A 25,946-nucleotide genomic window follows, 5' to 3' on the forward strand; every position below is an offset into this window, starting at 1 on the left:
GTCGCGTGTCCAGATTCCTCCCGAGTTGCGGGCTGGCGCTGTCGCCGCTTCTGCACGGAAAGTCAGGCGGTCACCGCTGACGCGGTGGCAGCACTGGTTGGGCAATCCTGCGGATTGCCTTTCGGCTGCTTGATTGTGCGGGACCATTCCCTTCTGCGCAAGGCACGCAAAAAATCTCCCCGATAGTAGATCTCCTTCCCCTGGCGTGGGGGAGGAGATTTTTTGACTCTTCGGCCTTGCGCATTCATTCCTGGCCCCTTTTCTCGGCATGTGCCGAAAGGCAATGGCAGGGAGGGAACAGCCACACCACCAGGTGTGACGGCCCTCCGGGATTCAGGAAAGGAACCGAGAGCCATGACCATCATCGACACCACCCCGACCCAGGCCGCAGACCTCACCCCCGTTGAGGAGACGGTGCAAGGACCGGAGGTTCGCCGGATCAGCCCCCACGCCCTCGTCGTGGAGGACAACATCCGCTCACAGGTCGACCTCGACCGGGCATTCGTCAACTCGATCAAGCTCCACGGCGTGATCGTGCCCATCCTCGCTCACCCCGACCAGGACGGAAACATCATCGTCCGCGACGGTCAGCGCCGCACCCTCGCCGCCCGCGAGGCAGACGCCGAGGACGTGCCCGTCTATGTCGTGGACGCCTCCGACGAGAAGCGCATCCGCATCATCCAGCAGTACATCACCAATGAACACCGCGCAGGCCTCACCGACACCGACCGGGCCGAGGCATGGCGGCAGTTGGCGCTGGACGGGATGAGCGTCACCGCGATCGCCAAGCAGACCGGCACCAAGCGCACTACCGTCAAGACCGGTCTTGCCGTCGCCGAAAGCGACATCGCCAAGACCGCCGTAGCCCAGCACGCCCTCACCCTCGATCAGGCACTCATACTCACCGAGTTCGAGGACGACCCCGACGCGCTGGCCGAACTCACCAGCATCGCCGCACGCGACCCGGAATCGTTCGACCACTACGCCCAGCGGCACCTGGACGACAAGGCCACCAAGGAGGAAATCGCGGCCCTGCGCGCCCAGTACGAAGCAGACGGATACATCGTCGTGGACTACCCGGCATGGGGCGACGAGGACGTGGCGTTCTTCCATGACCTCCTCACCGCCGACGGCGAGCGCGTCACCGAGGAGAACTACGCCGGGAAGGTCGGGCACGCCGTCGCTATCGGGGAGCGGTGGGGGAGCATCGACGTCGCGCACGTCGTTGTGAACTGGCGTGAGCACGGCCTGACCTCCATCCGGCACAGCCAGCCCACCACCCGATCCGGGGCGATGACCGAGGAGGAGAAGGCCGAACGTCGCCGCGTCGTCGCGAACAACAAGGCATGGGTCAGCGCGGAGAAGGTGCGCCGCGCATGGGTGACCAAGTTGCTCGGCCGGAAGCGTCTGCCCTCTCAGGCGCTCGCGTTCGCGGCAACCGTGATCGCGGACAGCCGTTACGAGGTCGCCCGCGCCGCAAACGACGGGCACGACATGGCCGCGACCCTCCTGGGCCTCGACGGTCAGCGCCACTACGGGCAGCCGCACCCCATCGCCGCGATGACCCAGGCCACCCCGACCAAGGCCGGACACGCACTGCTCGCCGTCGCACTCGGCGCTATGGAAGCGGCAACCGACAAGAACAGTTGGCGCAACCCCAACGAGTCCATCCGCCAGTACCTCGACCAGCTCGCCGCATGGGGATACACCCTCTCCGACGTCGAAACCCTCATCACCGACCCCGACAGCGCCACCCCCGGCGAGGACGCTCCGACCCCCACCGAGGAAACGGATGCCGCCGACGAGGAGAGCGGCACGGACGAGGACGAGGCAACCAGTGACGCCGACGACGAGGAGAACGGGCCGGAGGACGTGACCGCGCTCGAGAACCCCGCCGACGACGAGGAGCCGTCCACCGAGACGGACGCCGCCGACGCCACCGAGGCACGCGGCACAGACGAGGACAACGCGACCGACGCTGGGGCCGAGGTCGCAGACGCCGCCTGACCCGCCGTCAATAACCACAGGGGCCGGCCATCGCATCGCCGTCGGTGACCGGCCCCGCTCCCTCTTTCCGTTTCGCGACCTCACAGGAGCAGACATCATGAGCACCCAGATTCTCGACCGCATCACCGCCGACCCCGACCAGCAGGAACGCTACGCACGCATCGCGCTGGCCTGTCTGACCATCCCCGGCGAACCGAACCCGCCCGCCGTCCGTCTCACCGGCACCAACGGCCCCGCCGTCGTCCAGCACACCCTCGATACGCTCCCGCCCGCCATCGCAGAACAGACCGTGATCGACGCCCTCGACAGCGCCGCAGACGGCACCCACCGGGTACTCATCCCCACGGACCCGGAATGGCCCACCGGGCTCGACGACCTCGGCACGGAACGCCCCGTCGCTCTCTGGGCATCCGGAGACCTCGACCTCCTCACCGGCACCCCCGCCCGAGCCGTGACGATCACCGGAGCCAGAGCCGCCACGAGCTACGGCGACCACGCCGCCGCCGAACTCGCCCACGACCTCACCAGTACCGGGCGCAGCATCATCACCGGAGGCGCGTACGGGATCGACGCCGTCGCCACCCGCGCAACCCTCGCCGCATCCGGACACCCCATCGTCGTCCTCGCATCCGGCATCGACCGCCCCTACCCGGCAGGCAACACCGGCCTGCTACATCAGGTCACCGAGCAGGGCCTCGTGCTCACCGAGACCCCGCCGAGTGTTGCACCGACCCGCTCCCGGTTCGTTGCACGCACCCGCATCCTTGCAGCGCTCGCCGCTGCAACCGTGATCGTGGAAGCCGGAGCGCGCTCGGGCGCACCCCAGGTCGCGCACACCGCGCACCGCCTCGCGCGCACCGTGGGAGCAGTGCCCGGCCCGATCACGAGCACCACCAGCACGGGATGCCACCTCCTCATCCAAGCGGGCATCGCCCGCCTCATCACCAGCGCCGACGACCTCGCCCCCACCGTGGACGAGTAACCGCCAGCACCCCCGGACGGCGCCGACCGCGTTACCAAGCCACGGTCGGCACCGCCCGAACCCCTCTCACACCGCACCCTGCGCCCGACCCTCGCCGCCAGCACCATGACCAGCCCACGCACCCAGCACCCGGCGCCAGCTCCGCCTCCGCTCGACCCGAAACCGGCCCCGCGGACCTCCTCCACCACGCTCCGCACCCGCTCTTCTCACAGTCGGATACACGTCTTGCATTTACACGCCGATCGAGCATTATTGCGGCAGAAGCCTCTTCCGCGCCCGCGTCGATGCGACCTCGCCGCCGCTACGCAGCGATCCCGCTCTCGCTCGATAAAACAGCCGACACCGCACGCGCGCCCGCGCCTGAAACTTGCCGAGACATCGACCCGGGCCCGAGAAATCACCACGCGCGCAACTCCACAGCTCGCGCTACGGCCGAACAGGGATCGAGCCTCACCACCACCGGCGCTCACACCGCCGACAACGGCGACCGGAGCCGAAACACCCCGGCACCGCGCCCGCCATACGCGATGGCGAGGCGAACGTGCTCCGCAACACGCACGCGCACAACAGCCCGCACATCACACCCGCAACACGAAGCCCCCGCAGCATGTTGCACACAGCAAAGGCCCCGGCAGCTCCAAGCGTGCTGCACGCCTCGCGCCCGCACATCCGCGACCTGTAACATCCCTGCACGGACCCGATGCACCGCAAGAAGGAAGCCCTAGCGGCACCATGCAACACCCGGTACCATCGACAGCACCCGGCGGGCAATTACATGCTTCAGGATTCAGGACGCACCATCGGTGCGAAGGGGCCCAGCCACCAACAACACAACCGAGCACGAATGTGCTCGACCGTTGAAGGAGGCCCCTGATGTTCCTCATCTCACTCGCCATGCGCCCCGCCGCCGCCGTCTACAACTGGTGCCAGCGGTGGCTCCCCAGCAATCGACTCGTCACGCTCCTACGCACGCGGCGAGGCCACCGTTGGGGCGTGCCCGCCGTGCTCCTCGGCGCCCTGTACTTCGTCGTCGGGATCGGCTGCTACGGTGCTGTCCGCCTCGGACATACCGAATGGCTCTACCTCGGCATGCTCGTCTTCTGGTGGACCGCCCTCAAACTCGCCGTCCACGGCGTGACGGCGACCATCCGTCTCCTCATCGCCCGCGGCCACGAGAACCTCGCCGTCCGCGCCGCCATCCGCAACGAACGCCGCATCGCCGTCGCAGAAGGTCGAACGGCGCCGACCCACACCGTCGCCGAACGCCGCCGCATTACCGGTGACGTAAGGCACACCTTGCTCGCGCAGTGAGAGACACCGGCCGACAGCCCTCCTTAACTCTGACGGCCGCCCAGAGCCATAACTCCGAGTATGCAACTTCTGGGCGGGCCGATACGACCAGACTCGTACTCGATGCCCCATAGTTTGCGCATGAGCACCGCCCCCGAGTGGCGATGGGACTGGTCGTCAGATGGTATCTTCCTTCGGAAACGCTTCAGTCTGAGAACGCGTCGGAGAAGTAGCCCAGCTTCGGGTCGTCCAGAGTGCCGATTACGAGACCTCGATCGAGGAATCGATTGAACTCCTCACAGCTGGTCTCGGGGAGGAGCCCACAGGCGTGACACGCCGCAAGGTTGCAGGAGTCCGGTCCCTGCCCCTTCTCGCCTGCATCCATACACACCGGATCAGTCGAGCACCAGTGAGCGTCCGCCAGTGCAGAGGCAAAAACTTGCCGCAGGTTGTCCGGGCGTGCCATGCGAACAAGTCCGCCCATCGTCCCTTCTGAGTCGCCCGCCGCTGTGTAGATCAGTACGCCGGCCATGTTCCGATCGGCCGAGTCAGAGACGTAGAGACGCTCCCGGAGCGAAGCCGAGCTGTAGCCGCAGGCGAAGATGAACTCGTTGATCAAGAGATGCGACAGCGTATGCAGCAGCACGAACCTTGGGCTAATCGTCCGCCCCTGCAACCCGCGCTGGCTTGCCACTGATCCGTAGTGATCGGTGATCCGCTGGGCGCGTGCCTGAACCTCCGCACGCCCCTCCCAGGCTGCAAGGCGTGTCCCATCGAGTTCGAAGTAGATTCCTTCACCCTTGACCACATAGGCCGGCAGCCAATCCTGTGCAGGGGTCAAGCTGGCACGCCTGAGCATCGCCTTCCCCTCCGTCAGCTTCAGCTCGCCGTCGCGAACTCGCGTAAACCCCCGCAACGCGCGCGTCTCCCGAAGCACATCGATCGACCTCACGCGAGAGAGGTGGCTTGCTAGATCAGCGTGAAGACCGGGGTCGGATGCCGCGAGGAAGTCATCTTTCGGTGTCTCGCGAATCTTCACGTATTCCGGATGCCGCCAGATGTCGTCGCTCGTCAGGCTCTCCGCGTCGACCGGAGTCTCGACTGGCTCCTCCCCGCTGCTCTCGCCGATGCCGAACTGATCTTGGTATGCCGCCAGTAACTCGTCGTCCGAAATGGGAGCGAAGAGTTCGGGCGGGACGTTTCGCTCCAGCAGCTTCCGTAGCTGCCCGCCCGACACCTCATCAAGACTCAACTGAAACACGTTGTTGAAGGTCGTGCTGACAGCAGGGTGTCGGAGCAGCTGATGGACCTCCTCGCTGACGGCTCCCTCACGTCGAGGGAGATAGATCGAGGACTCCACCTTGGGGAAGTAGACGTTTCCAGCAGCGCGCAGGGCGCCTCGAATCGGTTGATCGCAAACACCGTCAAGCTGCGCTAACCAGGGCCGAGCCCCACCGCAGAGATAGGGCTGTTCGGGCGAAACGAGCTGATCGCTGAGATTGGTGTGCTCCTCGCCGTTCTTGTCGAATCGGGCCTCGGTGACCCCTCGAAGCGAGCGCTCCTGCTTGCAGGTATCGCAGGTTACGACCTGCCCTTCGAGCCCGCCGCCTCCGCGTGATACGAGGCGCAAGGTGCCCGTACATGATGGGTTGGCCGATCGATGCACCCACTTGTCAAAGGGAAAGTCATCCAGGTGTCCTCGGGCGCAGATCGCCACGAACGGAACCTGCGACATCTTCGGCTTGTACTTCTTGTCGGCATGCTCCTTGTCCTGGCACTCAACGAGCGTCTTCATCGTGAGCTTGCTGAGTTCCAGACGCTTGCAATAGATGCAGAACGACCATCGGGGGAAGCGCAACACGGGCACGGTAAGTCGGACGTTTCGCAAGTCGCTGCCCTGGCCTGACGGCCTGTAGTCCGGTGGCAGTCGGAACTCGGAGACTTTGAGGCGAGACTCAAGCCGCCAGTCGTGTTCCTGGTACTCCTCCATCGCGAGAGCGCTTTGGTCGACGACCTCGTACCAGTGATCAAGACCAGCAGTGATCACTGAGGTCCCATTCACAAGCACGCTCATGGCCCCCACGCCGAATGGAGTCACTAGCTGCGCTCGGCGCATTGCTCCAGTGCTCATGCTGGCTCCTCCGCGGCCGTGTCCTCGAACAGGTACGCCTGACTGATCTCCAGGCGGCATTCGGCATCGACGTTCCGCATGCTTGTCGGCACATCCCAGATCGTCGCGCGCCTATCGAGATCAGGGAGGGTTCCCGCGAACCGCATGAGCCCCTGCAGCGGATCACCAGTACGGGGGTTGGCGTCCCACTCGGTACGCTCCCAACCACCCCACTGACGGGCGCGATCACGCGCAAAACGATCGAGGACCGGGAGCTCGTCGGGTTCCGCGATTTCTGCTCGCTCACGCAGCAGGCGAATGGCCTCGTCGTAGGCAGTCGAAGGGAACGGGTCGGGTCCGAGTGTCTCGGGAGCGGTCTGCCGAACATAGGCGACCGCGGCAGCGTGAAGCGCTCTGCGAAGGACCGGCATGGCAAATGGAGTGACGGAAGTAGGCTCCACCTGCGCGTAAAGCTGTTGATGGTAGGTGCGGAAACGCTCGTAGTGGCTGCGGTCACGCGGCTTCGCGGCCCCGTAGATGGTGATGACCAGTCCAGGGCTGACTTCCTGCTTCCGGCCGACCCGACCGCTCACCTGGATGTACTGCGCCGTGGTCTTCGGTTGCCCGACGATCGTCATCAGCGCGAGCCGATCGATGTCCACACCTACCTCGATGATGTTCGAGGCGAGACAGATATCGATAGCCTCTTGTCGCTCCTTCCCAGGGGCGTACCTCACCTGGAGCTGTTCGATCGCTTTTGGAATCTCGTCTGACCGCCGCCTCGATGTGAGTTCCATCTGTCGGTGAGGCCACCGTGGCACGATCCCGTCCCGTCGGCGGAGCCCGGTGAGATAGTCGGGAATGTCAGCCTGGAGGAGCGAGACGGTATTCCCGAGTTCCCGGAGCGAGTTGAGGAAGTTGAGGTTGGTCCAGTAGCCGTCCCGGTCCTCTTCCGGGATGTCCACCGCGGCCTGGAGGGTTGCGGCGGCGACGCGGACCTGGACCGTCTGTGTCGAGCCGAGCGATGCGCTCATCACACCGATGTAGCGCCGCCCTGGTTCCGGGGTTCCGTCGGCCGAAGTCGCGGGTTCAGCGAAGAAGGATCGCCCCTCCTCAAGACCGTGCGGCGGAAAGAGCGCGACGGTCTCCCTGCCGAAAAGCCCCTTGATCTGGTCCTCATATCGTCTGACCGTCGCCGTGGAGGCAATGATCTTGGGGAGCACAGGACTCGCGCCGCGGCGATCGGTACAGAGTTCGTCGATCACGGGCTCGTAGATTCCGACCATTGAGCCGAGCGGGCCGGAGATCAAGTGCAGCTCGTCCTGAATGATCAAGCTGGGCGGAGACACCTTTCGCGCGCCACTCCCGTCAAGCCCGAAGAGATTCCTCGCCCTGGGGCGCCACGCCATCATCGCGAACTTGTCGACAGTCCCGATGACAATCGAGGGCCGAGCTTCATAGATATCGTCATCGACAACATGGACCGGCAGACCAGCGCGGCGTGAATACTTGCACTCGCCGTCAATGCAGCGGAGCACGACCCTGCCCGCTGCTTCCTCGTACCCGATCGGTTCCTGTCCACCGCCCTTCTTAGGCTGCGGGCCCATCTGTGCACCGCACCAGGGACACCTCAGCAGAAGGAAAAGGTTCTGCTCGTGAGGTCGTCTACGCAGAGCCCGCAAGTTGTCAAGTGCTTGCTTCCACGTATTCGGCGTTGAGCTGCCACCCAGCCAAATCCCAATTCCAAAGGGAGCAGCACCGAGGGTGTCAGAGTTCTGCTCCCGAATGTCTTCGAGCACGCAGACCAGCGATGCAGCACGGAGGAACTGCTGCGCCGTGAGGAGACGCAGGGTGTATCGCATGAGCGTGTCTGTTCCGGCGTCCTCGGGGTTACGGAGCCGCCGGGAGAGCAAACTGACGGCGGCCGCGCCAAGGTACGCCTCTGTCTTGCCACCACCAGTGGGGAAGAAGATCAGATCGACGTCGCTGCGAGTCTGGCGTTCTGGCTCTACGAGTTCGGGCAGCACTGCAAGTAGGAACGCGATCTGGAATGGACGCCAGTATCCCCGGCCAGTCGGCACGGTGAGTGCGGGGTGCGCTCCCTCGACTCTCCAGCGACCATCGCCGCTCTGCTTGGCCTCGCGCAGCTCGAATCCGGATCGGACCTGCTGGAGCAGCATCGCCTCGTTTGCCCAGCGAAACGCTCGCGCAGCTCGATCGTTCGCTGCCACGAGGCTCCAGCCTGTTCGCATCCGCGTCAGCGCCGCTCGTGCTCGACGCATGTGCTCACTCGCGGCGTCCTGATAGCGCGGAAGCAACTCGGGGATCTCGGCCTCCCGCCGGTCGATCCACTTCTCGTACTGACTGAGGACAAGCTCCACTTGGGCGGCGCCGTCCTCGCTACCGCTTGCCAGGGCCGCCATACTGACAGCCACCGGCTGCCGCTTGCCATCGGCATCGAAGGCAGGATTCCCGTTGTCGTCAGACAGGTACACGTTCGGTGAGAGGCTGACGACCTCATATGCAGGCAGAGCCGCGGCCTGCACGAACGGCACAACTCCATCGGCGTTGACTGCCCCCCATTCGGCTGCACAGCCATGCCCGATCGCATAGGTGCGCTGGTTCCGGTAGAGGAGGTCAAGTGATCGCTCCTCCTCGTCCCGGTCGGGCAGCTCGACCTCCGGATAGGGGACGATGTCAGCGTCGCCGACAGTCGACACCTTGAAGCCAACCTGAAAGACCGCCGCAGACGGGCCGGAACCAGGGGCATCGTTGACGACTGCGAGGGTCACGATCCTGAGAGCCGGGTCGTCAGCCCCGGGGACCGGACGACTGAACACTCGCACCGCAAGAGGGACAACGCCTTCGCCGCTCAGGAGCACGACGTCGATAACTTTGAGCCGATTCGTCTCCCGCAGAACCGTACGACCCGAGATCGTGCCGACCGCCTCGAAGGGGCGTCTGACCCACCAATCGACTGGTTTGGCGACACCTGGGATGTGCACGGTCAGCTTCTCGTATCTCGCGCCGACTACCTCAACTGTGAGGGTTCCCGAGTCAGCCATGCGAGTCTCAAACGAGACGGCCATCGCCGACGGCTTGAACGTGTTGGCATCCGTGAGATCGAAGTCATCCGAGTCAGCGACATCGTGACGGACGTGGCCCTGAATCTCGACAGGCGGCCCAATCTGGTCGTCTTCGGAGAGCGCGATACCGGTGATTCCGTCGAGGGCGTCGGAAACCTCCTCGACGGCGCTTTCCACCGGCGAGCCGCCGACGGTGGCGCCCGCGAATAAGACTCCGACGCCGTAGCGCTTGAGCGGGGTGCCGCTCGTGAGAATCTCCTGGCCGCTGTCCGCATCGTGGAACTGGCCCCGGGATGCCTCCGTCGTCTCGAAATGCACGACTCCAGCGTTAATCGTCAGCGGCTGCCCCCGCACGGGATCACCGTCGAGAGGCCCGAAGAGCTCGCGCCGTAGGGCCGCCTCAACGGTCTCACGGGCTTCGATTCCGCTCATGCCTCTCCTCCAACCAGTCGCCGTAGCGTCTTCGTTTCTACCAGGGCGGTCAGGCGATCCGTCGCGCGTGTCAGCCCGACGTAGACGAGGGCATCGAAGTGCGGCCCACCGGAGTCATCAAGGTCAGTGACGATGACGGCCGGCGCGTCCAGTCCCTTGAACGAGTGGATGGTGCCGTAGCGGAGCCGCCCCTTGATCGGCTTCGAACCGTCTGCGGGACTCAGCACTTGACGAAGCCAGGGCTCAGATGTGCTCGCAGCGACAGAACTATCGCCAAGCGGGCTGAGCACGACGATCTCTGTCAGATCGAAGCCTTCGTCACGCAGATCGCCTACGACCTTCCGCAATATGGCGGCCTGGTCCTCGCCGCGGACGTACTTGATGATCGTCGGATCGATACCGTCGTCGGTTCGGCGGAACTCTCTGAACCCCGGCGTCAAGTGACCGAGGAGATTCACCTGATATCCGATGCGGGGCAGGTTCCGACAGTTCTCGGACAGCCGGAACGACGCCAGATGCGGCGATCGGGCGCGAAGTACCTCGCGTGCCCCCTCGCTGCCATAGATCGCCTGGCGTTCAAAGTCACCGAACATGAGAACGCGACCGTCGCGCAGCCCGCCCTTGACGAGCAGATCGAGCAAGTCGAGGTAGGTGCCAGTCGCGATGTCCTGAATCTCATCGACGATGAGGAAGTCCCCGACCTCCTCCGCACTCCGCTCAGCAAGGCCCTCAAGGGCCTTCTCGGGCAGCACTCGCTCCCAGAAGTCGCTATCGGCGTCTGCCGGCGGGCCGCTCATGCCGGCGAGTCGCAACATCTCCTGGTGCAATGTGCCCACGCGGAGCCCCACGACATCCATGAGCTTCTCGCGGAGACTACGCCCAAGTAGGCGGTTGAAACACAGAAGTCGACCTGCTCGCCCCTGAGCGACCTCCCGCTGAGCCGACTCAGCGGCGAGGAAGGTCTTGCCTGTGCCGGCGGGGCCTGTGAACAAGACGCCTCTGTTGTCGGCGGCTGAGTCCAGTGCGCGGTACTGCTCCTCGACGAACTGTGCGAGCTGACCCTCTCGCGCTTGTCGGCGGTCCCCAGCAGTCATCACAACCTCGAACCGCGGACGAAGCGTAGCCACGATCCGTTCAGTGGTGGCCCGGTCCGGGCCATATCCACCAAACCCGAAGTACTTGATCATCGAGGCGAGGTGCTGCGCTCCCTCTCTCATGACTCGTTCAACCGCTTGAGCTGTGGTCGGGAGGTCGCTCGAATCAAGCACCTGCCACGAGTGCCACTCAGGTGAGTCGGGCAGCGTCGCTCGCGCACGCACTCCCGTGAACCACACCGCGTGCAGGACCGGGACGTCCCGCAGCTCGACCCGTTTGCTCCGGAGGTAGCCCCGGATGCTGTGCATCGCCTCCTGCGCCTGCTGAAAAGGTCCTCGCACGGTCGGAGGGTCCTGACCGAGGCGCCAGGTGCCATCGGAGCTACGCGCGACCGACAGGTGCGACTTCACCTCTACCACCGGCAGGCCAGCGTCGGGCGCGACGACGACGAAGTCCGCCTCTCCTTCGACCTGTCGCTCATGCTGCACGATCCCAAGTGAGTGCAGCACAGTCCAGTGTTCAGTCCCAGCTGCGTCCCGCAGTGCCACAAAGACGGCCTTCTCGCCTGGAGGCGCGGACTCGGTGCATTAGGCCGGGATCATTCGAGCCATTGAGCACCCTCGTCGGCAAAGGGCACGCGAGCGTCGTAGCGGGCGACCAGTTCCGTAAATGGCGCGATCGCAAGGACGCGGGTGACGAACATGCCCCGAAAGCCTGGCTCAGCAATGTCGAGAGTCATATGACCGACGCGCTCGAGCTCGTGAAGGTCCGCGGCATCCGCCGCTGCTTCCAGCCGGTCACGCAGCTCCCGGGTGGCTCGATGCACCTCATGTCTTAGCAATGAGGCGTGCCCGAAGTGCGGCTGGATCGGTAGCCCCAGCCATCCGAGGAGCCGCTCGAAATCGCCATCACTCTGCGGACGGATAACGTGCGGCGATGCCCAGGCGCGAACCTGGCCGGCCGCGCGAACACCGAGTGCACGCAAGGCGCGTTCGGAGTCGCGGATGCCTCTCGCCCTAAGTTGCTCAATCAGTGCAGACTTCCAGGACGCCTGCGACTCCTGGGTTGCTGACGCGCGAGGGCCGATTCGCGTATATGCTCGCGCATGGAGGGACTCCCGCTCAGCCTCACCTTCACGCAGAAGCAGGTACGTGCCCGGAGCGACCGCGGACACCTCCGAATAGCCGACGCGCTCGCCAGGCGGCTGTGTCGGATCAAGCGCACGGATGCGCTCACCATCGTCATCAAGCCAGATTGCGCGATTCCCCGAAAGAAGAATCTTGCGCGCTTCCACCTCGTCCGCGTGCGGCGCACGGTCCTCACTCACCCGGCTCCCCCAGACCGGCTGCGGAAGGAGGTCCTCCTCCTGGATCGGCTCGGTCTCCGACATCGCAGGCTCCGGCGGCGCAGGCAGCGCATCGCCGACCTCGACGATGCGCGCGGCGACCTGGATACCGCCTTCGGCGTACTGTGCGATCGCCGACCTTGGGACGTTTCGATCGCCGAACCACGCCGGAAGGATAAACGTCACTTCCAGCGTGCGGGGCGCAGTGACCGCCGTCGGTTTGAAGAATCGCGGGGGACCCACGAAGTAGGCGATGTCCTCGGAAACATCGGCGCGCTCAAGATCGCCGAGCGTGAGAACTCGTGCCCCAAGCGAGCCGAGCCATTCGCCCAGGGCTTCTCGCGATCGACTGCTCGCAGTCACGACAATTGCCGAGTCCACTCCGACCTCAGTCAGCGACTCAAGCAGTACGGCGCCTACGAGTGGGTCGCGGGTGCAGAGTGCCGCCGCGGCGTCAGCGATCTCTCGCAGGAGCGCATCTTCGTCGACGGCTCCGATCAGCTGCCGAGCCTGACGACCCACCTCGCCCGCAGCAGCCGTGAGCTGAGCATTGCGCTCTATCGGCATCGGGTCGGTGATGAGGCGCCAGCGCAGTGCTTTCGCGGCACCGGCAAGATGATCCCAGACGCCGGGCCCATCCCGCTGGATCAGTCGGAAAAGGCCGCGGGTGGCCGAATCGAACCTTGCACCGAGTTCGTCCCGAACAGCAATGATCTCGACGCCATGCCGCACCAGCGAAGCCGAGGCTGTATATCGCTGATCGAGTCCGATGATCCGCGACGTCATAGTGCCACCGTGAATCCGAGTGCCTCGACACCGGCAGGAGGAGCCCAACCGAGCTGTGTCGACAGCGCAATCGGCTCTCCGCGCGAGTTTCTGAGCTGCACGACCTGTTCCGCTGCACTCTCGTCAGCAACGGATCGATCGAAGACGCACACGACGATCGGGCTTAGGACGTCATTGAGATATCTGATCGCACCTTGGCCGTCCAGAATCGTGAGGGATACGTCATCCGAAAGCGGAAGCTGGTCAGCAAGGCCCGAAGACGAGTAGATGCGCGAGAACCAAGTTGCCGATTTCTCGGTCCTCGGCAGAAGCAGGGTAGCCAGCGAGTCGCCATCGGGATCATCACCCCGGGCAAGAACAGCTTCGAGGTCGTCGCTGATCCAGCTTTTCGTGCCCACGATTGCGAGGTCCGCCGCAGGAGCGACAAGACGCCGCGCCCAGTTTCGGTCAACACCTGTCATCCGACCGATGCTCCCGATGCGCGGTCGCGGCATCCGCTCGGCCGGGTCGCCCTCGGCAGTGGCCGCGACTGCTTCCAGCATGTCGACGACCCACTGCCCTGCGAGTGTGACATCAACGCGCAGCTTGTCTCGCACGACCTTCTCGGACAACCCCTGGAACCTACCTGAAATCACGTGGTTCGCGTTGACGGCACGATAGTTGCCCTGCGGCAGTGCCGCGCGCAGAACCGTCAACGGATCAGTCGCCACCTGAGTGGGCGGCCTTCCGAGAGTCCAACCGGAACCAATGAGCGCCGCTGCATACTCGCGACTCGGAACCGAGATTGCAATGATCAGCTGTCGACCTCTGAAATCATCAACCTTCCGCGCAAGCCGCGTTCCCAACGCGAGGATGGGACCAATCCAAGACGAGCAAACCGAGGCGGAGTCAGGGTTTTCAGCAAGACTGAGGAGCACGTTCGGCCCAGGCCGACTCTCCGCCTTACTCATCGTTTCCTCCCCCCTCCACTGTAGGGATGACGGCCGACATTGGACGCAGGCAGCGGCTGAGCTGACTACGCTGTGACCGTCTGGGTAGCGCTCGCCGACGTGGTTAGCGCAGTCGAGGTGGCCGCCGCGAGCGAACGAGCCACGGGCGGTGGCACAGCGTTCGAGACCTGCTCCACCTGCTGTGAGAGAGTGCCTTCGAGGACGAATGACCTCGGGAAGCCCTGCAGGAGCATCGCCTCGTAGATGCTGAGCCGACGCGCTCCGTCCGGATGAACATGAATCTCGCGATGTCCGTAGGCGACCGTGGGACTTGGCTTGTCCCACGACAGGCGTCGGAAGCTCCTAGTGGGCGCGGGCGCAGCGGTCTCGCCCTTGAATCTCTTGGACCGCGGAGTCATCGTCCAATGGTTCGGATGTGTCGGGATGTCGTCCGCTGAGAGGCTTCGCGAGAAGAAAACTGGCTGAGGCAGGTGACCAATTGCGCCGCGCACGGTCAAGTCGACTCCCTCGCGGGAGATTGTCTTCGGCTTGAAGGCGCTAGCGGCTGCCTCGTTCTTGAATCCTGAAATGATCACACGGTTCCGTGTCTGGGGCACGCCGTAGTCGAGGGCCGAGTGGTCGGCGACACCCGCCGTGAGTTCCAACTCTTTGAGGCGAGCCAGGATCCCACGGAATGTCACCGAGTGCTTCGCATCGCGGATGCCCATGACGTTCTCGAAGAGCACGAACTGCACGTCGTAGCGTGTTTGCAGCGCCTGAACGATCTCAAGGTAGAAGGTTGGCATTTGATTTCGGGGGTCATCAGCGCGAGAGTTCGAGTTCGCGCGTGAGAATCCCTGACACGGGGGCCCGCCGATGATTCCGATGGCCTCGCCATCCGTCAGCGCCTTCGCGATCTCATCCAAGACGGCGAGGCTGCCGGACGCCTCGTTCCGGATCGTGATGTCCGCCGCAACTGACATGGTCGCTGGGAAGTTGCGCTTATGCGTCTGCACCGCGGCCACCATCCGATCGACAGCAAAGGCGATTTCGTAGCCCTCCAGATGGAAGCCAAGATCAAGTCCTCCTGCACCCGAGAAGAGGCTCACGATGCGGGGCAAGACCATCGGGCGCTCCTTCGGCTACGCAGGCACCCGACTGGGCCTTTCCGGCCTAGCGTACCGGCATCGCCGACTCAGATCAGACCGCTGTCGGCGTGTCGTGAGGCTCCTTCTGCTTGTGTCGGCTATTGCTTCCTCGCCCCCTACCAGAGCGCGCCGGAATGGTCCGGATGGGGCAGCTTAACGCGAACAGACGGAACGGGGCTGTTCGGACTGTCCGGTGGAAGCCAGGGCGCTAGCGGCAGGAAAGCTGTGGTGAATTTCGATTCCTGCGCGCTTCCCTACTCGACCAGTCGGACACTCCGAGGAGCACCTCCGATCAGTTCCCCGATTCACCTTCCGCATGAAGACCTCGTCGGGCCCTCTCCCCGGCCGCCGCCTCAAGGGGCCCTCGAAGGGATCGGGTCACGTACCTGTCTTGTGTGACGGTGTCGATGCGTGTGCTCAGTGCGGGGGAGGGGTATCGGTATCTCCTCAAGAGCATCGCGGCCGGTGACACCGGGCGGGACCTTGCGACGTCACTGACCCGCTATTACGCGGAGGCGGGAACCCCGCCGGGATTCTGGCTTGGTACTGGTTTGACCGGTCTCGAGGATGCGGCCGTCGCGGACGGTGAGGTGGTGACGGAGGCCCAGCTTCGTCATCTGCTGGGACGGGGTGAGCATCCGACGACGGGTGAGCAGCTCGGGCGGGCGTACTTCGCGTTCAAGCCGTTGCGGGAGCGGGTGAAGATCCGCACTGGCAGGTTGTCCGAGGATCTGAACGCTGAGAAGCGGGAAGCCGCGGTGGAGAACATCGTCCGTGAGGAGAAGGAACGCAAGCGCCCGCGCACCGTCGCCGGGTATGACTACACCTTCTCCGTCCCGAAATCGGTCTCCGTACTCTGGGCCGTTGCAGACGGCGGCACACAGGCACTGATCGGACAGGCCCATCACGCGGCAATCCGGGAAGTCATCGATCTGATCGAGCGTGACGTCGCGGCGAGCAGGACAGGCACGAACGGTGTCGCGCAGGTCGACGTGCGGGGCGCGGTGGCGACCGCGTTCGATCACTTCGATTCCCGCGCGGGCGACCCTCAGCTGCACACGCATGTCGTGATCGCGAACCGGGTGCAGGCAGCGGACGGGAAGTGGCGGACGCTGGATGGCCGGCCCATGCACGCGGCCGTGGTCGCGTTGTCTGAGCACTACAACGCGGTGCTCGCCGACCACCTCACCCGTGTCCTCGGGCTGGGGTGGGAAGCTCGCGATCGCGGCCGGGACCGCAACCCCTCGTGGGAGATCACCGGGGTGGGCGACGCGTTGATCGATGAGTTCTCGTCCCGGTCGGCCGCGATCGACACGGAGAAGAACCGGCTCATCGACGAGTACGTCACGCGTCACGGGAAGTACCCGTCAGAGACGACGATCATCCGGTTGCGCCAGCAGGCGACCCTCGCCACCCGTCCCGCGAAAGAAGTCCGCTCCCTCGCTGACCTGACCGAGGAATGGCGTGGACGGGCGACCCACGTGCTGGACGAGGAATGCACCACGTGGGCGACGCATCTTCTCGAATCCGGCACCGCCCGGGGAACCCTGCGCGCAGATGATCTTCCGCTGGACCAGGCCACCGCGATCGGTGAAGTCGTCGTCGCGCAAGTCGGGGTGAAGCGGTCGACGTGGCGGCGCTGGAATCTGCATGCCGAGGCATCCCGGCAGACGATGGGACTGCGCTTCGCGTCCACCACCGACCGGGAAACGATCATCGGCATGATCGTCGACGCCGCCGAGACTGCGTCGCTGCGGCTGACCCCGCCTGAGCTCGTCGTCCCGCCAGCGGAGTTCACTCGTCCGGACGGGTCGAGCATGTTCCGTCCGAAGCATCACACGGTCTTCTCCTCGACCCGCATCCTGGAAGCCGAAGACACCCTCCTCGCACTCTCACAGGCCACGAACGCCCCCGCCGTGCCGCTGCGCACCGTAAGCGCAGTCGTCTCCCGGCGAGACGCCCGAGGCATCCGGCTGTCGGTGGAGCAGCAGGCCGCGGTGGAGAAGATCGCCGTCTCCGGGCGGAGCATCGACGTGCTCGTCGGCCCTGCCGGAACCGGGAAGACCACGACCCTCGGAGCGCTGCGCCGCGCATGGGAGAAGAAGCACGGCGCCGGCACCGTCATCGGACTTGCCCCCTCGGCCGCTGCGGCGGAAGTGCTTGCAGAGGACCTGGGCATCGAAACCGACAACACTGCGAAGTGGCTTCATGAACATGACCACGGCCGATGGGACCTGCAGCCCGGCCAGCTGGTCATCATTGACGAGTCCTCCCTCGCTGGCACCCTCGCCCTGGAACGCATCGCCACCCACGCCGCCGAGGCCGGCGCGAAGGTCGTCCTCGTCGGGGACTGGGCGCAGCTGACCGCGGTCGATGCCGGTGGGGCATTCGGGTTGCTCGTCCGGGACCGCGGTGATGCCCCCGAGCTGGCCGACGTGCGCCGATTCCACGCCGAGTGGGAGAAGACGGCGTCCCTGCACCTCCGCCTGGGCCGGACCGACGTGATCGACACCTACGACGATCAGGGTCGGATCGTCGGCGGTGACTTTGAAGACATCCTCGACGCCGCCTACCGGTCCTGGTACATGGACATCGCCGACGGCAAGAGCAGCCTCCTGATCGCGGAGACCAACGAGACCGTCACCGAGCTGAACAGCCGCGCCCGCGACGACCGCATCCTCGACGGCCACGTCTCACCCGACGGCATCCGTCTGCGAGACGGCACCCGCGCCGGGACAGGAGACATCATCATCACCAGGAAGAACGACCGGCGCCTGACCACCGGCGGAGGGGCGTGGGTGAAGAACGGCGACCGGTGGCGCGTCGCCGAACACCACGACGACGGTTCCCTCACCATCGCACGTGCCGACGCCCGCCACGCCACCACCGTCGTGCTCCCCGCTGGCTACGTGGCAGACAACGTCGACCTCGGATATGCGGTCACTGCCCACCGCGCACAGGGCGCAACCGTGGACACTGCGCACGCGATCGTGCACTCGTCTTCAATGACGCGGGAGAACTTCTACGTCGCGATGACCCGCGGCCGGGCGTCCAACACCGCCTACGTCGCCATCGACCAGGCCCACCTTGAAGAACACCAGCTCCCCGACACCGAGCCCACCGCCCACTCGATCCTCTACGGGGTCTTGCAGCATGAAGGGGCGGAGAGGTCCGCGCACGAGACGATCGAGGCCGAGCAGCAAGCCTGGTCCTCGATCGCGCACCTCGCCGATCAGTACGAGACCGTCGCGCAGGAAGCCCAGGCGGAGCACATCACGGAACTGTTTGCGCGAGCGGGCCTTGACCACGGCCTCGTCGACGAGCTGACAGAGTCGGAAACGTTCGGGTCCATCGTCGCCACGCTGCGCCGGGCAGAGGCCGCCGGGCACCGACCGGAACGGCTGATCGACCGCGCACTGAAGGCCGGGCCGCTCACTGACGCCGATGACCCGGCGAGCCTGCTGCGCCACCGCGTGCAGCAACTCGCCACGCGCACCAGCCCCGGACGCGGGCGCGGCACCCGGCGACGGTTCATCGCCGGGTTCATCCCCGAAGCATCCGGCAGCATGCCCGAGGACATGACCCGCGCGCTGACCGAACTACGATCGCTCATCGAACAGCGCGCCCAAGCCCTCGCGGACGACGCCCTCACGGAGAAGCCTCCCTGGCTGAAGGCGCTCGGCCCCGAACCTCGTCCCGATTCAGCTGCGAGAGAGCCGTGGGGGACGGTATTGCGCATGGTCGTCGCCTATCGGGAACGCTACGGGATCACCGACCACACCCCGCTCGGGGCGAAACCGGATGCCACGCAGCAGCGCCTCGATCACGAACGCATCGACGGCTTCCTTACCAGCCTCCGCCGCCGTGGCACGCCTCCGGCCACGCCCGAGGTCACGCGAGAGGGAATCGGACGGTGAGCGTTCCGTCAGGACGTGGCGTCGTAGGCGGCGACGATGGCCGCCGAGACACGTCCCCGATCGCTCACCGTGTATCCGTGATCCCGTGCCCATTCCCGGATCGCCCCCAAGTTCCGAGCCTGCGCGACAGAAGATGCCGGGCGCCCGGCTGGGCGACGCCCCGTCAGGCGTGCGGCCGTCAGGTACGGGGTGAGCACCTGCCGAAGTTCATCCGCGTGTGCCGTCGACAGGTCGATCTCATACGTGCGGCCATCCAGCCCGAAGGTGATGCTCTCACCGGTCCCGTCGAGCTCGGCGCCATCAAGGTCATCAACGAGCTGAACACCATTTTGCGTGCCATGCGTTGATCGTGACACACCACAAGGGCGTCGCATCTCTGCGACGCCCCGGCACCTCACCCCAGTGGGTTCCTATCCATATGCGGTCATCTGCCCAGTGGCTCCGGGCGGGCGTCGATGCTGTGACCAGTCACCCCGGCGGTGACCGTCGGCGACGCTGGGCCCAGCTGCCGGGCACGCTCCGATGGTGTCGCCGCCTCGGCCGCGCCAGCGATACTGCGGGTCAAGCCCACGTGTCCCAGCGAGTGATTCCACGACAGGTGATATGCGCCGCTGCGGAACTCCCTATCCCACGTCCCGACCGGTGGCGCCTTGTAGACGTGACCGTTCGCGGCTGCAGCCTGCTCCGTCTCATCTCCAAAGTCCCACTGCGCCAAATGCGCGATCGCTGCCTCCGGACCGCGCTCTTCAAGAACCGAGAGCGCGGCGTCCGCGTCCTCGCCCTGCAAAAACACCACCGACGCCCACGGCCCTTCCTGCTCACCGAACCGCCCGGTGAACACCTCCGGCTCTTCGAGCTCGAACGACGCCATCGCCAGCTCGTCCTCATTCAGATACGCCTGCTCATAGACCCACTCCGGGTAGGCGTCATCCGGCGGGCACATGCCCGAGCGGTATCTCTCGCCTGCCTTAGAGAGGAACCCCGCCAGCACCCCGACCATTCGCGACGCCGACACATCCATCCCGACACCCGCATACAGATCCGTACCTCGATAGACATGCTCGCCGGCACGCACCTCGTACAAGAACTGCATCCGACTCCCGCCGGCCTCCTCGGGCGCGCGGCCTGTCTTCTCGACCCGCAGCGACATGCCGCCGACCACCGTCGATGCCTTACGATCCAACTCCGAAGCCATGACCAGTCCTCGCATCTATCTATCCGCTCACTTGCGTAAAGAGGTACGAGACGACCACCCCACGCAGGGCTGACGACTCCTCTCACGCTCGTGGCCGGGTCAACCTCGCTGAACCGGACGGTGCCACGGTAGAATTGGGGCATGACGGTGGCTGAGGTGATCCAAGCCGCGATGGCGCTCACGCCCGAGGAGCGATCGCGGGTCGCCGACGTCCTCTACGACGCCGACGCCCCCGACCAGGCGGTCATCGACGCAGCCTGGGCATCCGTCGCTTCACGCAGGGCTGACGAACTCGAGAACGGCACGGTCACGATGCTCTCTCGCGAGGAAGCGAACGCCTACCTCGACGCCCGCGCTGCCGAGAGAAGCGTTTGACGCTCCGCGTCGGGTTTCACCCCGATGCCGTGCGTGAGCTGGACGACGCGATCCAGTGGTACGACCAGGGTGGACAGCACCGCGGCGCGAGGTTCCGCACCGACGTCGACCGGGTCATCGATCGTCTCCTCGAATGGCCGGAGTCAGCCGAGACCATCCTCGACACGCCGGCTGGCCGTGTCTTTCGCCATGCCAAGGTTCCTCACTCGCACTACCGCCTCGTCTACTACCTCACCGACGAGGCCCTGAAGATCGTCGCCATTGCCCACGAACGGCGCATGCCGCTGTACTGGAGCGGAAGAGACTGACACGCCGACGGCGACCGCAACTACCCTGAAAGCATGGCGACGATCTTCCTCACCGTGCGGGTCGCGCTCGATGACGTGGATGAGGCGCTCCGCGTTGCGAGCGGCCTCGGATACGAGGCGCGTCCGATCGGCGGCAGGCGCCGCAGCACTCTCGTGCTGGTCGAGACGATGACCATCGACGACGCAACGGACGAAGGCGCCGCCGAACAGCGGGTGCGTCACCGTGTCGCTACGGCGTTGACAGAACACGGCCTCCAATACGACCTGATCGGTAGCGGGACGGACGCATCGAGCATTACGAAGTCGCTCTTCACGATCAGGCCCATCGGCGCCACCGACGAGACCGACTCGCTCGAGATCCGCGCCGACAACCGAGCCGAGTTCGAGCAGCGCCTGGCCGCCGTGCGTTCGCTGTTCAGCGGGGAATCGTGGCCGAGTCAGGACCTCGTCGGATACGAGGTCACCGTCGATGGCCTCGCCGCCGGTGATCCCGACGTGCAGCACCTGCCCTTCCTCCCGAAACGGCGATAGATCCGCGACGGGCACGTGCAGACGCCAGCTGGGACGAGTACAATTTGTACTGTGTCACGACCCGTTTCGGCGAGTGCAACAAGCCTTTTGGTACGAGTGGCACGCAGGTGGCACGGCCGGTCTGCGGAGACGCAGAGACCGCGAGATCACGTGCTTCCCGACGAGAACTGGGACTTCTGAGTCGCTGAACCGCGAGAGGCCCGGACCGGCAGAATCCTGCAGGTCCGGGCCTCTGCGCGTGCGCCCGAAGCCAGCCCGCCGACGTATACGCGCCGCAGTATATGGGGGCGCGTAGCCTGAGACCAGCGATCGGCACCCGCCCTTGGCTCCTAGGGCTTCCGGGCTCCCGATCGACAGGCGCGCACGTGTCCTCAGCATCCGCCGTATCCGCATCCCGACTCGGCGCCGTGCGCCAGACCTACGCCGGCACCGATCAGTTCCCGCCCATGGCCAAGGCCTACAGCGACGTGTCGCGCGTGGTGCGCGAGATGGGTCTGCTGCAGCGGGCGCCGATCTTCTATGCGCTCGTGGCGACAGGCATTCTGCTCGGCTTTGGCGGCGTGATCACCGGCTTCATCCTGCTCGGCGACAGCTGGTTCCAGCTGCTCATGGCCGGCGCCCTCGGCATCCTCTTCACGCAGGTCGCCTTCCTCGCCCACGAAGCCGCCCACCGGCAGATCCTGGCCTCGGGCCCCGCGAACTTCCGCCTCGCCCGCATTCTCGCCGCGATCGTCGGCATGAGCTACGACTGGTGGGATTCCAAGCACACCCGCCATCACGGCAACCCCAACCGCGTCGACAAAGATCCCGACATCGCCGTCGACACCATCTCGTTTCTCGAAGAGGATGCCGCGCAGTCGCGCGGCCTGATCCGCCTGATCACCCGCAAGCAGGGCTGGCTGTTCTTCCCGCTGCTCACCCTTGAGGGCTTGAACTTGCACTACCTCGGTCTCGAGCATCTGCTCTCGCGCGGCCCGGTCAAGCAGCGCTGGCTCGAACTCGGCCTCATCGCCCTGCGGTTCGCCCTGCTGCTCACGCCGATCTTCCTCCTCCTGCCGCTCGGCATGGCCTTCGCATTCCTGGGCGTGCAGCTGGCCGTCTTCGGTGTGTACATGGGCGCATCGTTCGCCCCCAACCACAAGGGGATGCCGATCATCGCCCGCGACGCGAAGCTCGACTTCTTCTCCAAGCAGGTGCGCACCTCGCGCAACATCTCCGGAGGCTGGTGGGCCACCTGGCTGATGGGCGGCCTGAACTACCAGATCGAGCACCACCTCTTCCCGAACATGCCGCGCCTGCACCTCGCCAGGGCGCGCGAGGTCGTCCGCGAGTACTGCGCCAACAACGCCGTGCCCTACACCGAGACCACCCTCGGGCGCTCCTACGCGATCGTCATCGGATACCTCAACCGCGTCGGCCTCGCCGCCCGCGACCCGTTCGACTGCCCGGCGGCATCCGAACTGCGCCGGGCGTAGCCCGCGAACCGCCCCGCGCGCTCGGCCGTGACTACAGAGCGAACTCCCGGTCACGTTTACGCGAGGAGTAAGCGAGGTAGTACTCGGACTCGTCGCCGGGGTCACGTGCGCCGATCACCCAGCGTTGGGAGAGCTTGAGCTGCCGCGCCACGCGACGCAGCGCGGCGACACCGATCGGCACGTCGACCACCGGACAGAAGAAGTTCAGCACCGTGCCGTCGCTGCCCGAGCCGGCAGGCGGCTCGCCGCCCACGTCGCTGCCATCGCAATGGCCGACACCCCACCAGCCCAGCTGCTCGTCGAGCAGCCCCGCCGCATCGGCGAACGCGCTCGCATCGTCGGGATGCGACAGATCGTCCGAGTGGGTCCAGATCTGCAGCACGACCCAGCTCTGCTCATCCTCGGGAATCTCGCGATAGCCCTCTGCAGCTGCGCGTTCCCGAAAGGTGGCGACATACTCGGTGTACGTGGGCTTGTAGTGCGAGGTGCGATTACGGATCACCTTCCGCACGGTCGAGCCCTTCGTACCCACCTTGCCCTCGTGAATCGTGAAGACGCCGCCGTCACGCCACGCCTCCAGATAGTGGAGCGCCCCTTCGTCGTCTCGGCGGTAAGTCTTGATGACGCTCACGTGCGACGGGCCAGGTAATAGCGCAGCAGCGCCTGCGTCGAGGCATCCTGCGCCTCGATCGCCGCCTCATCACCCTCGATCGCCGGAGCGATCTGCAGCGCGAGCTGCTTGCCCAGCTCAACGCCCCACTGGTCGAACGAGTTGATGCCCCAAATCGTGCCCTGCGTGAACGTGATGTGCTCGTACAGCGCGATCAGCTGCCCCAGCACCTCGGGGGTGAGCGCCTCGGCGAAGATCGACGTCGTCGGACGGTTGCCCGGGAACGTACGCGCGGCGACCAGCGCCCCGGTCGTGCCCTCGGCCTCGACCTCGGCAGCGGTCTTGCCGAACGCCAGTGCCTTGGTCTGCGCGAGGAAGTTCGCCAGGAACAGCCCGTGCACGTCGCGGCCGTCGTCGGCGAGCGGGTACGCGGGGTTCACGAACGCGATGAAGTCGGCGGGGATGAGCCGCGTGCCCTGGTGGATGAGCTGATAGAACGCGTGCTGGCCGTTCGTGCCTGGCTCGCCCCAGAACACCTCGCCGGTGTCGGTGGTCACCGGGGTGCCGTCCCAGCGCACCGACTTGCCGTTGGACTCCATCGTCAGCTGCTGCAGGTATGCGGCGAAGCGGCTGAGCTGCTGCGCGTAGGGGAGCACCGCGTGCGACTGCGCCCCGAGGAAGTTCACGTACCAGACGTTGAGCAGCCCCATCAGTACCGGCACGTTCTGCGCCAGCGGGGTGGTGCGCACGTGCTCATCGACAGCGTGGAACCCGGCGAGCAGGCGGCGGAACACCTCCGGGCCCAGCGCGATCGCCAACGACAGCCCGATCGCCGAGTCGACCGAGTACCGGCCGCCCACCCAGTCCCAGAAGCCGAAGGCGTTGGCCGGGTCGATGCCGAACTCCGCGACCCGGTCGAGTGCGGTCGACACCGCGACGAAGTGGTGCGCCACGGCATCGTTGCGCGCCTCATCGGTCGACGTGTCGACACCCGCTTCGGCCAGCCGCTGCCACAGCCAGTCACGCGCGAGCCGCGCGTTGGTCAGGGTCTCCAGCGTCGTGAAGGTCTTGGATGCCACGATGAACAGCGTCGTCTCGGGGTCGAGATCTGCGGTCTTCTGGGCGATGTCGGTGGGATCGATGTTCGACACGAAACGCGCCTCGATACCCGCATCCGCATACGGCTTGAGCGCCTCGTAGACCATCACCGGGCCGAGGTCGGAGCCACCGATGCCGATGTTCACCACATGCGTGACCTTCTTGCCGGTCACGCCGCGCCATTCGCCCGAGCGCACACGGTCGGCGAACGCGGACAGCGCGTCGAGCACTGACTGCACATCCGCATCCACTTCCTGCCCGTCCACGACGAGGGCGGGCGTGGTACCGGCGGGGCGACGCAGCGCCGTGTGCAGCACCGCGCGGTCTTCGGTGGTGTTGATGTGCTCGCCGGCGAGCATCGCGGCGTACCGGTCGGCGACGCCCGTCTGCTCGGCCAGTCGCACGAGAGCGGCAAGGATCTCGTCGGTGACGAGGTTCTTCGACAGATCGACGTGCAGGTCGGCCAACGGCAGACTCATGCGCTCCGCGCGCTCGGGATCCGCGGCGAACCAGCCGCGCAGATCAGGGGTGAACGGGTCGCTGAGCGCGGTGAGCTCGGCCCAGGCGGCGGTGCTGGTGGGATCGATCGGAGCGGTCATGCGTCCACGTTAGCGCCGCCGCGGTCACCCGCGTCGAAGAAGTCGCGCCTCGAGGTTCGCGCGCACGGCCGGCCACTCCGGCTCGATGATCGAGTACTCGACCGCGTCACGCAGCGCGCCGTTGCGATAGCGGCTCATCGCCCGCATGACGCCGTCCTGCTTGGCGCCGAGGCGCTCGATCGCCGCGCGCGACTGGAAGTTCACCCACTGCGTCGTGAACCCGACACGGAACACGCCGAGCGTGTCGAACGCGTGCTGCAACAACAGCAGTTTCGACTCGGCATTCGTGCCGGTGCCGTGCGCCGACGGGCGGTTCCACGTGTACCCGATGTGCAGCCGGGGCACGTCGGCATCCATGTCGTAGTACGTCGTCATCCCGATCACCCGCCCGGTGGCATCCACAGCGGTGAACGGCACCATCTCACCCTTCTCAGACAGCGCCAGGCGCCGATCGATCTCGGCAGACAGCCCGTCGGGGGAGGGGATCGACGTGTACCAGGCGCGCTCGTAGATGTCGTCCTCTGTGAGCGCCTCGAGCAGACCGTCGTGGTGGTCGTGTGAGAGCGGATGCAGCGACACGAGCCGCCCGGATAGCGTGACGGGTGCAGGGGTGAACGAGAAGGCCATG

General features: G+C 65.7%; 19 protein-coding genes and 1 pseudogene. 8 read left to right on the top strand and 12 right to left on the bottom strand.

Translation table 11 applies throughout. From position 1 onward, the window contains the following. Positions 1–354: 354 nt before the first annotated feature. The 3 genes from WDU93_RS06090 (at position 355) to WDU93_RS06100 (ending at position 4,300) form a co-directional block, all read left to right on the top strand. Positions 355–2,007, top strand: coding sequence for a ParB N-terminal domain-containing protein (locus WDU93_RS06090; RefSeq protein WP_337318619.1), 1,653 nt, complete (start codon positions 355–357; stop codon positions 2,005–2,007). A gap of 97 nt (positions 2,008–2,104) precedes the next feature. After that, positions 2,105–2,989, top strand: a complete 885-nt coding sequence (locus WDU93_RS06095; RefSeq protein ID WP_074040858.1) for a DNA-processing protein DprA — start codon at positions 2,105–2,107, stop codon at positions 2,987–2,989. Between the two features lie 873 nt (positions 2,990–3,862). Then, positions 3,863–4,300, top strand: coding sequence for a hypothetical protein (locus tag WDU93_RS06100; protein ID WP_337318622.1), 438 nt, complete (start codon positions 3,863–3,865; stop codon positions 4,298–4,300). A gap of 184 nt (positions 4,301–4,484) precedes the next feature. Here the strand turns inward: WDU93_RS06100 and drmB are convergent, their stop codons facing one another. The 7 genes and pseudogenes from drmB to WDU93_RS06135 form a co-directional block, all read right to left on the bottom strand. Then, positions 4,485–6,410, bottom strand: a complete 1,926-nt coding sequence (gene drmB / locus WDU93_RS06105) for a DUF1998 domain-containing protein (RefSeq protein ID WP_074040856.1) — start codon at positions 6,408–6,410, stop codon at positions 4,485–4,487. Further along, positions 6,407–9,907, bottom strand: a complete 3,501-nt coding sequence (locus tag WDU93_RS06110) for a helicase-related protein (RefSeq protein ID WP_074040855.1) — start codon at positions 9,905–9,907, stop codon at positions 6,407–6,409. Before WDU93_RS06110 ends, drmB begins: the two co-directional genes overlap by 4 nt. Next, the gene (locus WDU93_RS06115; protein ID WP_337318824.1) at positions 9,904–11,001 is read right to left on the bottom strand and encodes an AAA family ATPase; all 1,098 of its coding nucleotides are present in this window, start codon (positions 10,999–11,001) and stop codon (positions 9,904–9,906) included. The genes WDU93_RS06110 and WDU93_RS06115 overlap by 4 nt, the downstream gene beginning before the upstream one ends. 291 nt (positions 11,002–11,292) lie before the next feature. Then, a pseudogene (locus WDU93_RS06120) lies at positions 11,293–11,550 on the bottom strand (NERD domain-containing protein); the annotation flags it as partial. A 50-nt stretch (positions 11,551–11,600) separates the two neighbouring features. Next, positions 11,601–13,133 (bottom strand): hypothetical protein, encoded by a 1,533-nt coding sequence (locus WDU93_RS06125; protein WP_074040853.1) that lies wholly within the window; start codon positions 13,131–13,133, stop codon positions 11,601–11,603. Next, a complete protein-coding gene (locus WDU93_RS06130) occupies positions 13,130–13,828 on the bottom strand; it encodes a hypothetical protein (RefSeq protein ID WP_235006245.1) in 699 nt (232 codons plus the stop codon). Before WDU93_RS06130 ends, WDU93_RS06125 begins: the two co-directional genes overlap by 4 nt. Positions 13,829–14,148: 320 nt before the next feature. Beyond that, positions 14,149–15,189, bottom strand: a complete 1,041-nt coding sequence (locus WDU93_RS06135) for a DNA cytosine methyltransferase (protein WP_074040852.1) — start codon at positions 15,187–15,189, stop codon at positions 14,149–14,151. Positions 15,190–15,617: 428 nt separating this feature from the next. Between WDU93_RS06135 and mobF the strand changes: the two genes are divergently transcribed. Next, the gene (gene mobF, locus WDU93_RS06140; RefSeq protein ID WP_131941894.1) at positions 15,618–19,127 is read left to right on the top strand and encodes a MobF family relaxase; all 3,510 of its coding nucleotides are present in this window, start codon (positions 15,618–15,620) and stop codon (positions 19,125–19,127) included. 8 nt (positions 19,128–19,135) lie between these two features. Here the strand turns inward: mobF and WDU93_RS06145 are convergent, their stop codons facing one another. Next, positions 19,136–19,483 carry a histone-like nucleoid-structuring protein Lsr2 gene (locus WDU93_RS06145; protein WP_235006243.1) on the bottom strand — a complete coding sequence of 116 codons (348 nt, stop codon included), beginning with the start codon at positions 19,481–19,483 and terminating at the stop codon, positions 19,136–19,138. A 68-nt stretch (positions 19,484–19,551) separates the two neighbouring features. Continuing rightward, positions 19,552–20,289, bottom strand: coding sequence for a hypothetical protein (locus WDU93_RS06150; RefSeq protein ID WP_337318629.1), 738 nt, complete (start codon positions 20,287–20,289; stop codon positions 19,552–19,554). A gap of 174 nt (positions 20,290–20,463) precedes the next feature. Here WDU93_RS06150 and WDU93_RS06155 point away from each other — a divergent pair, with 174 nt between their 5' ends. The 4 genes from WDU93_RS06155 to WDU93_RS06170 all read left to right on the top strand — a co-directional run bounded on the left by WDU93_RS06155 (position 20,464) and on the right by WDU93_RS06170 (position 23,011). Then, on the top strand, positions 20,464–20,697 hold the full coding sequence (locus WDU93_RS06155) for an addiction module protein (protein WP_083603968.1): 234 nt from the start codon (positions 20,464–20,466) through the stop codon (positions 20,695–20,697). Then, positions 20,694–21,005 (top strand): type II toxin-antitoxin system RelE/ParE family toxin, encoded by a 312-nt coding sequence (locus WDU93_RS06160; RefSeq protein ID WP_074040848.1) that lies wholly within the window; start codon positions 20,694–20,696, stop codon positions 21,003–21,005. Before WDU93_RS06155 ends, WDU93_RS06160 begins: the two co-directional genes overlap by 4 nt. Positions 21,006–21,038: 33 nt before the next feature. Then, positions 21,039–21,536 carry a hypothetical protein gene (locus WDU93_RS06165; RefSeq protein WP_074040847.1) on the top strand — a complete coding sequence of 166 codons (498 nt, stop codon included), beginning with the start codon at positions 21,039–21,041 and terminating at the stop codon, positions 21,534–21,536. 365 nt (positions 21,537–21,901) lie between these two features. Then, positions 21,902–23,011: a fatty acid desaturase family protein gene (locus WDU93_RS06170; protein ID WP_337318635.1), complete on the top strand. Its 1,110-nt coding sequence runs from the start codon at positions 21,902–21,904 to the stop codon at positions 23,009–23,011. A gap of 31 nt (positions 23,012–23,042) precedes the next feature. Here the strand turns inward: WDU93_RS06170 and WDU93_RS06175 are convergent, their stop codons facing one another. From WDU93_RS06175 to WDU93_RS06185, 3 genes are read right to left on the bottom strand one after another with little or no spacing between them, the layout of a single operon-like run. Continuing rightward, a complete protein-coding gene (locus WDU93_RS06175) occupies positions 23,043–23,642 on the bottom strand; it encodes a hypothetical protein (RefSeq protein ID WP_337318637.1) in 600 nt (199 codons plus the stop codon). Beyond that, positions 23,639–25,318: a glucose-6-phosphate isomerase gene (gene pgi / locus WDU93_RS06180; RefSeq protein ID WP_337318639.1), complete on the bottom strand. Its 1,680-nt coding sequence runs from the start codon at positions 25,316–25,318 to the stop codon at positions 23,639–23,641. Before pgi ends, WDU93_RS06175 begins: the two co-directional genes overlap by 4 nt. Before the next feature lie 24 nt (positions 25,319–25,342). Continuing rightward, entirely contained in the window at positions 25,343–25,945 is a 603-nt protein-coding gene (locus WDU93_RS06185; protein WP_337318641.1) for a GNAT family N-acetyltransferase, read from the bottom strand. Position 25,946 lies beyond the last annotated feature (1 nt).

Source organism: Microbacterium istanbulense, from assembly GCF_037204145.1.
GTDB classification, from domain to species: Bacteria; Actinomycetota; Actinomycetes; order Actinomycetales; family Microbacteriaceae; genus Microbacterium; species Microbacterium istanbulense.

Coding starts and splice junctions, on each gene's coding strand:
- WDU93_RS06115 (WP_337318824.1), bottom strand. CDS start 11,001: ATGACTGCTGGGGACCGCCGACAAGCGCGAGAGGGTCAGCTCGCACAG.
- WDU93_RS06125 (WP_074040853.1), bottom strand. CDS start 13,133: ATGACGTCGCGGATCATCGGACTCGATCAGCGATATACAGCCTCGGCT.
- WDU93_RS06100 (WP_337318622.1), top strand. CDS start 3,863: ATGTTCCTCATCTCACTCGCCATGCGCCCCGCCGCCGCCGTCTACAAC.
- WDU93_RS06185 (WP_337318641.1), bottom strand. CDS start 25,945: ATGGCCTTCTCGTTCACCCCTGCACCCGTCACGCTATCCGGGCGGCTC.
- WDU93_RS06110 (WP_074040855.1), bottom strand. CDS start 9,907: ATGAGCGGAATCGAAGCCCGTGAGACCGTTGAGGCGGCCCTACGGCGC.
- drmB (WP_074040856.1), bottom strand. CDS start 6,410: ATGAGCACTGGAGCAATGCGCCGAGCGCAGCTAGTGACTCCATTCGGC.
- mobF (WP_131941894.1), top strand. CDS start 15,618: ATGCGTGTGCTCAGTGCGGGGGAGGGGTATCGGTATCTCCTCAAGAGC.
- WDU93_RS06135 (WP_074040852.1), bottom strand. CDS start 15,189: ATGGTCTTGCCCCGCATCGTGAGCCTCTTCTCGGGTGCAGGAGGACTT.
- pgi (WP_337318639.1), bottom strand. CDS start 25,318: ATGACCGCTCCGATCGATCCCACCAGCACCGCCGCCTGGGCCGAGCTC.
- WDU93_RS06165 (WP_074040847.1), top strand. CDS start 21,039: ATGGCGACGATCTTCCTCACCGTGCGGGTCGCGCTCGATGACGTGGAT.
- WDU93_RS06155 (WP_083603968.1), top strand. CDS start 20,464: ATGACGGTGGCTGAGGTGATCCAAGCCGCGATGGCGCTCACGCCCGAG.
- WDU93_RS06090 (WP_337318619.1), top strand. CDS start 355: ATGACCATCATCGACACCACCCCGACCCAGGCCGCAGACCTCACCCCC.
- WDU93_RS06095 (WP_074040858.1), top strand. CDS start 2,105: ATGAGCACCCAGATTCTCGACCGCATCACCGCCGACCCCGACCAGCAG.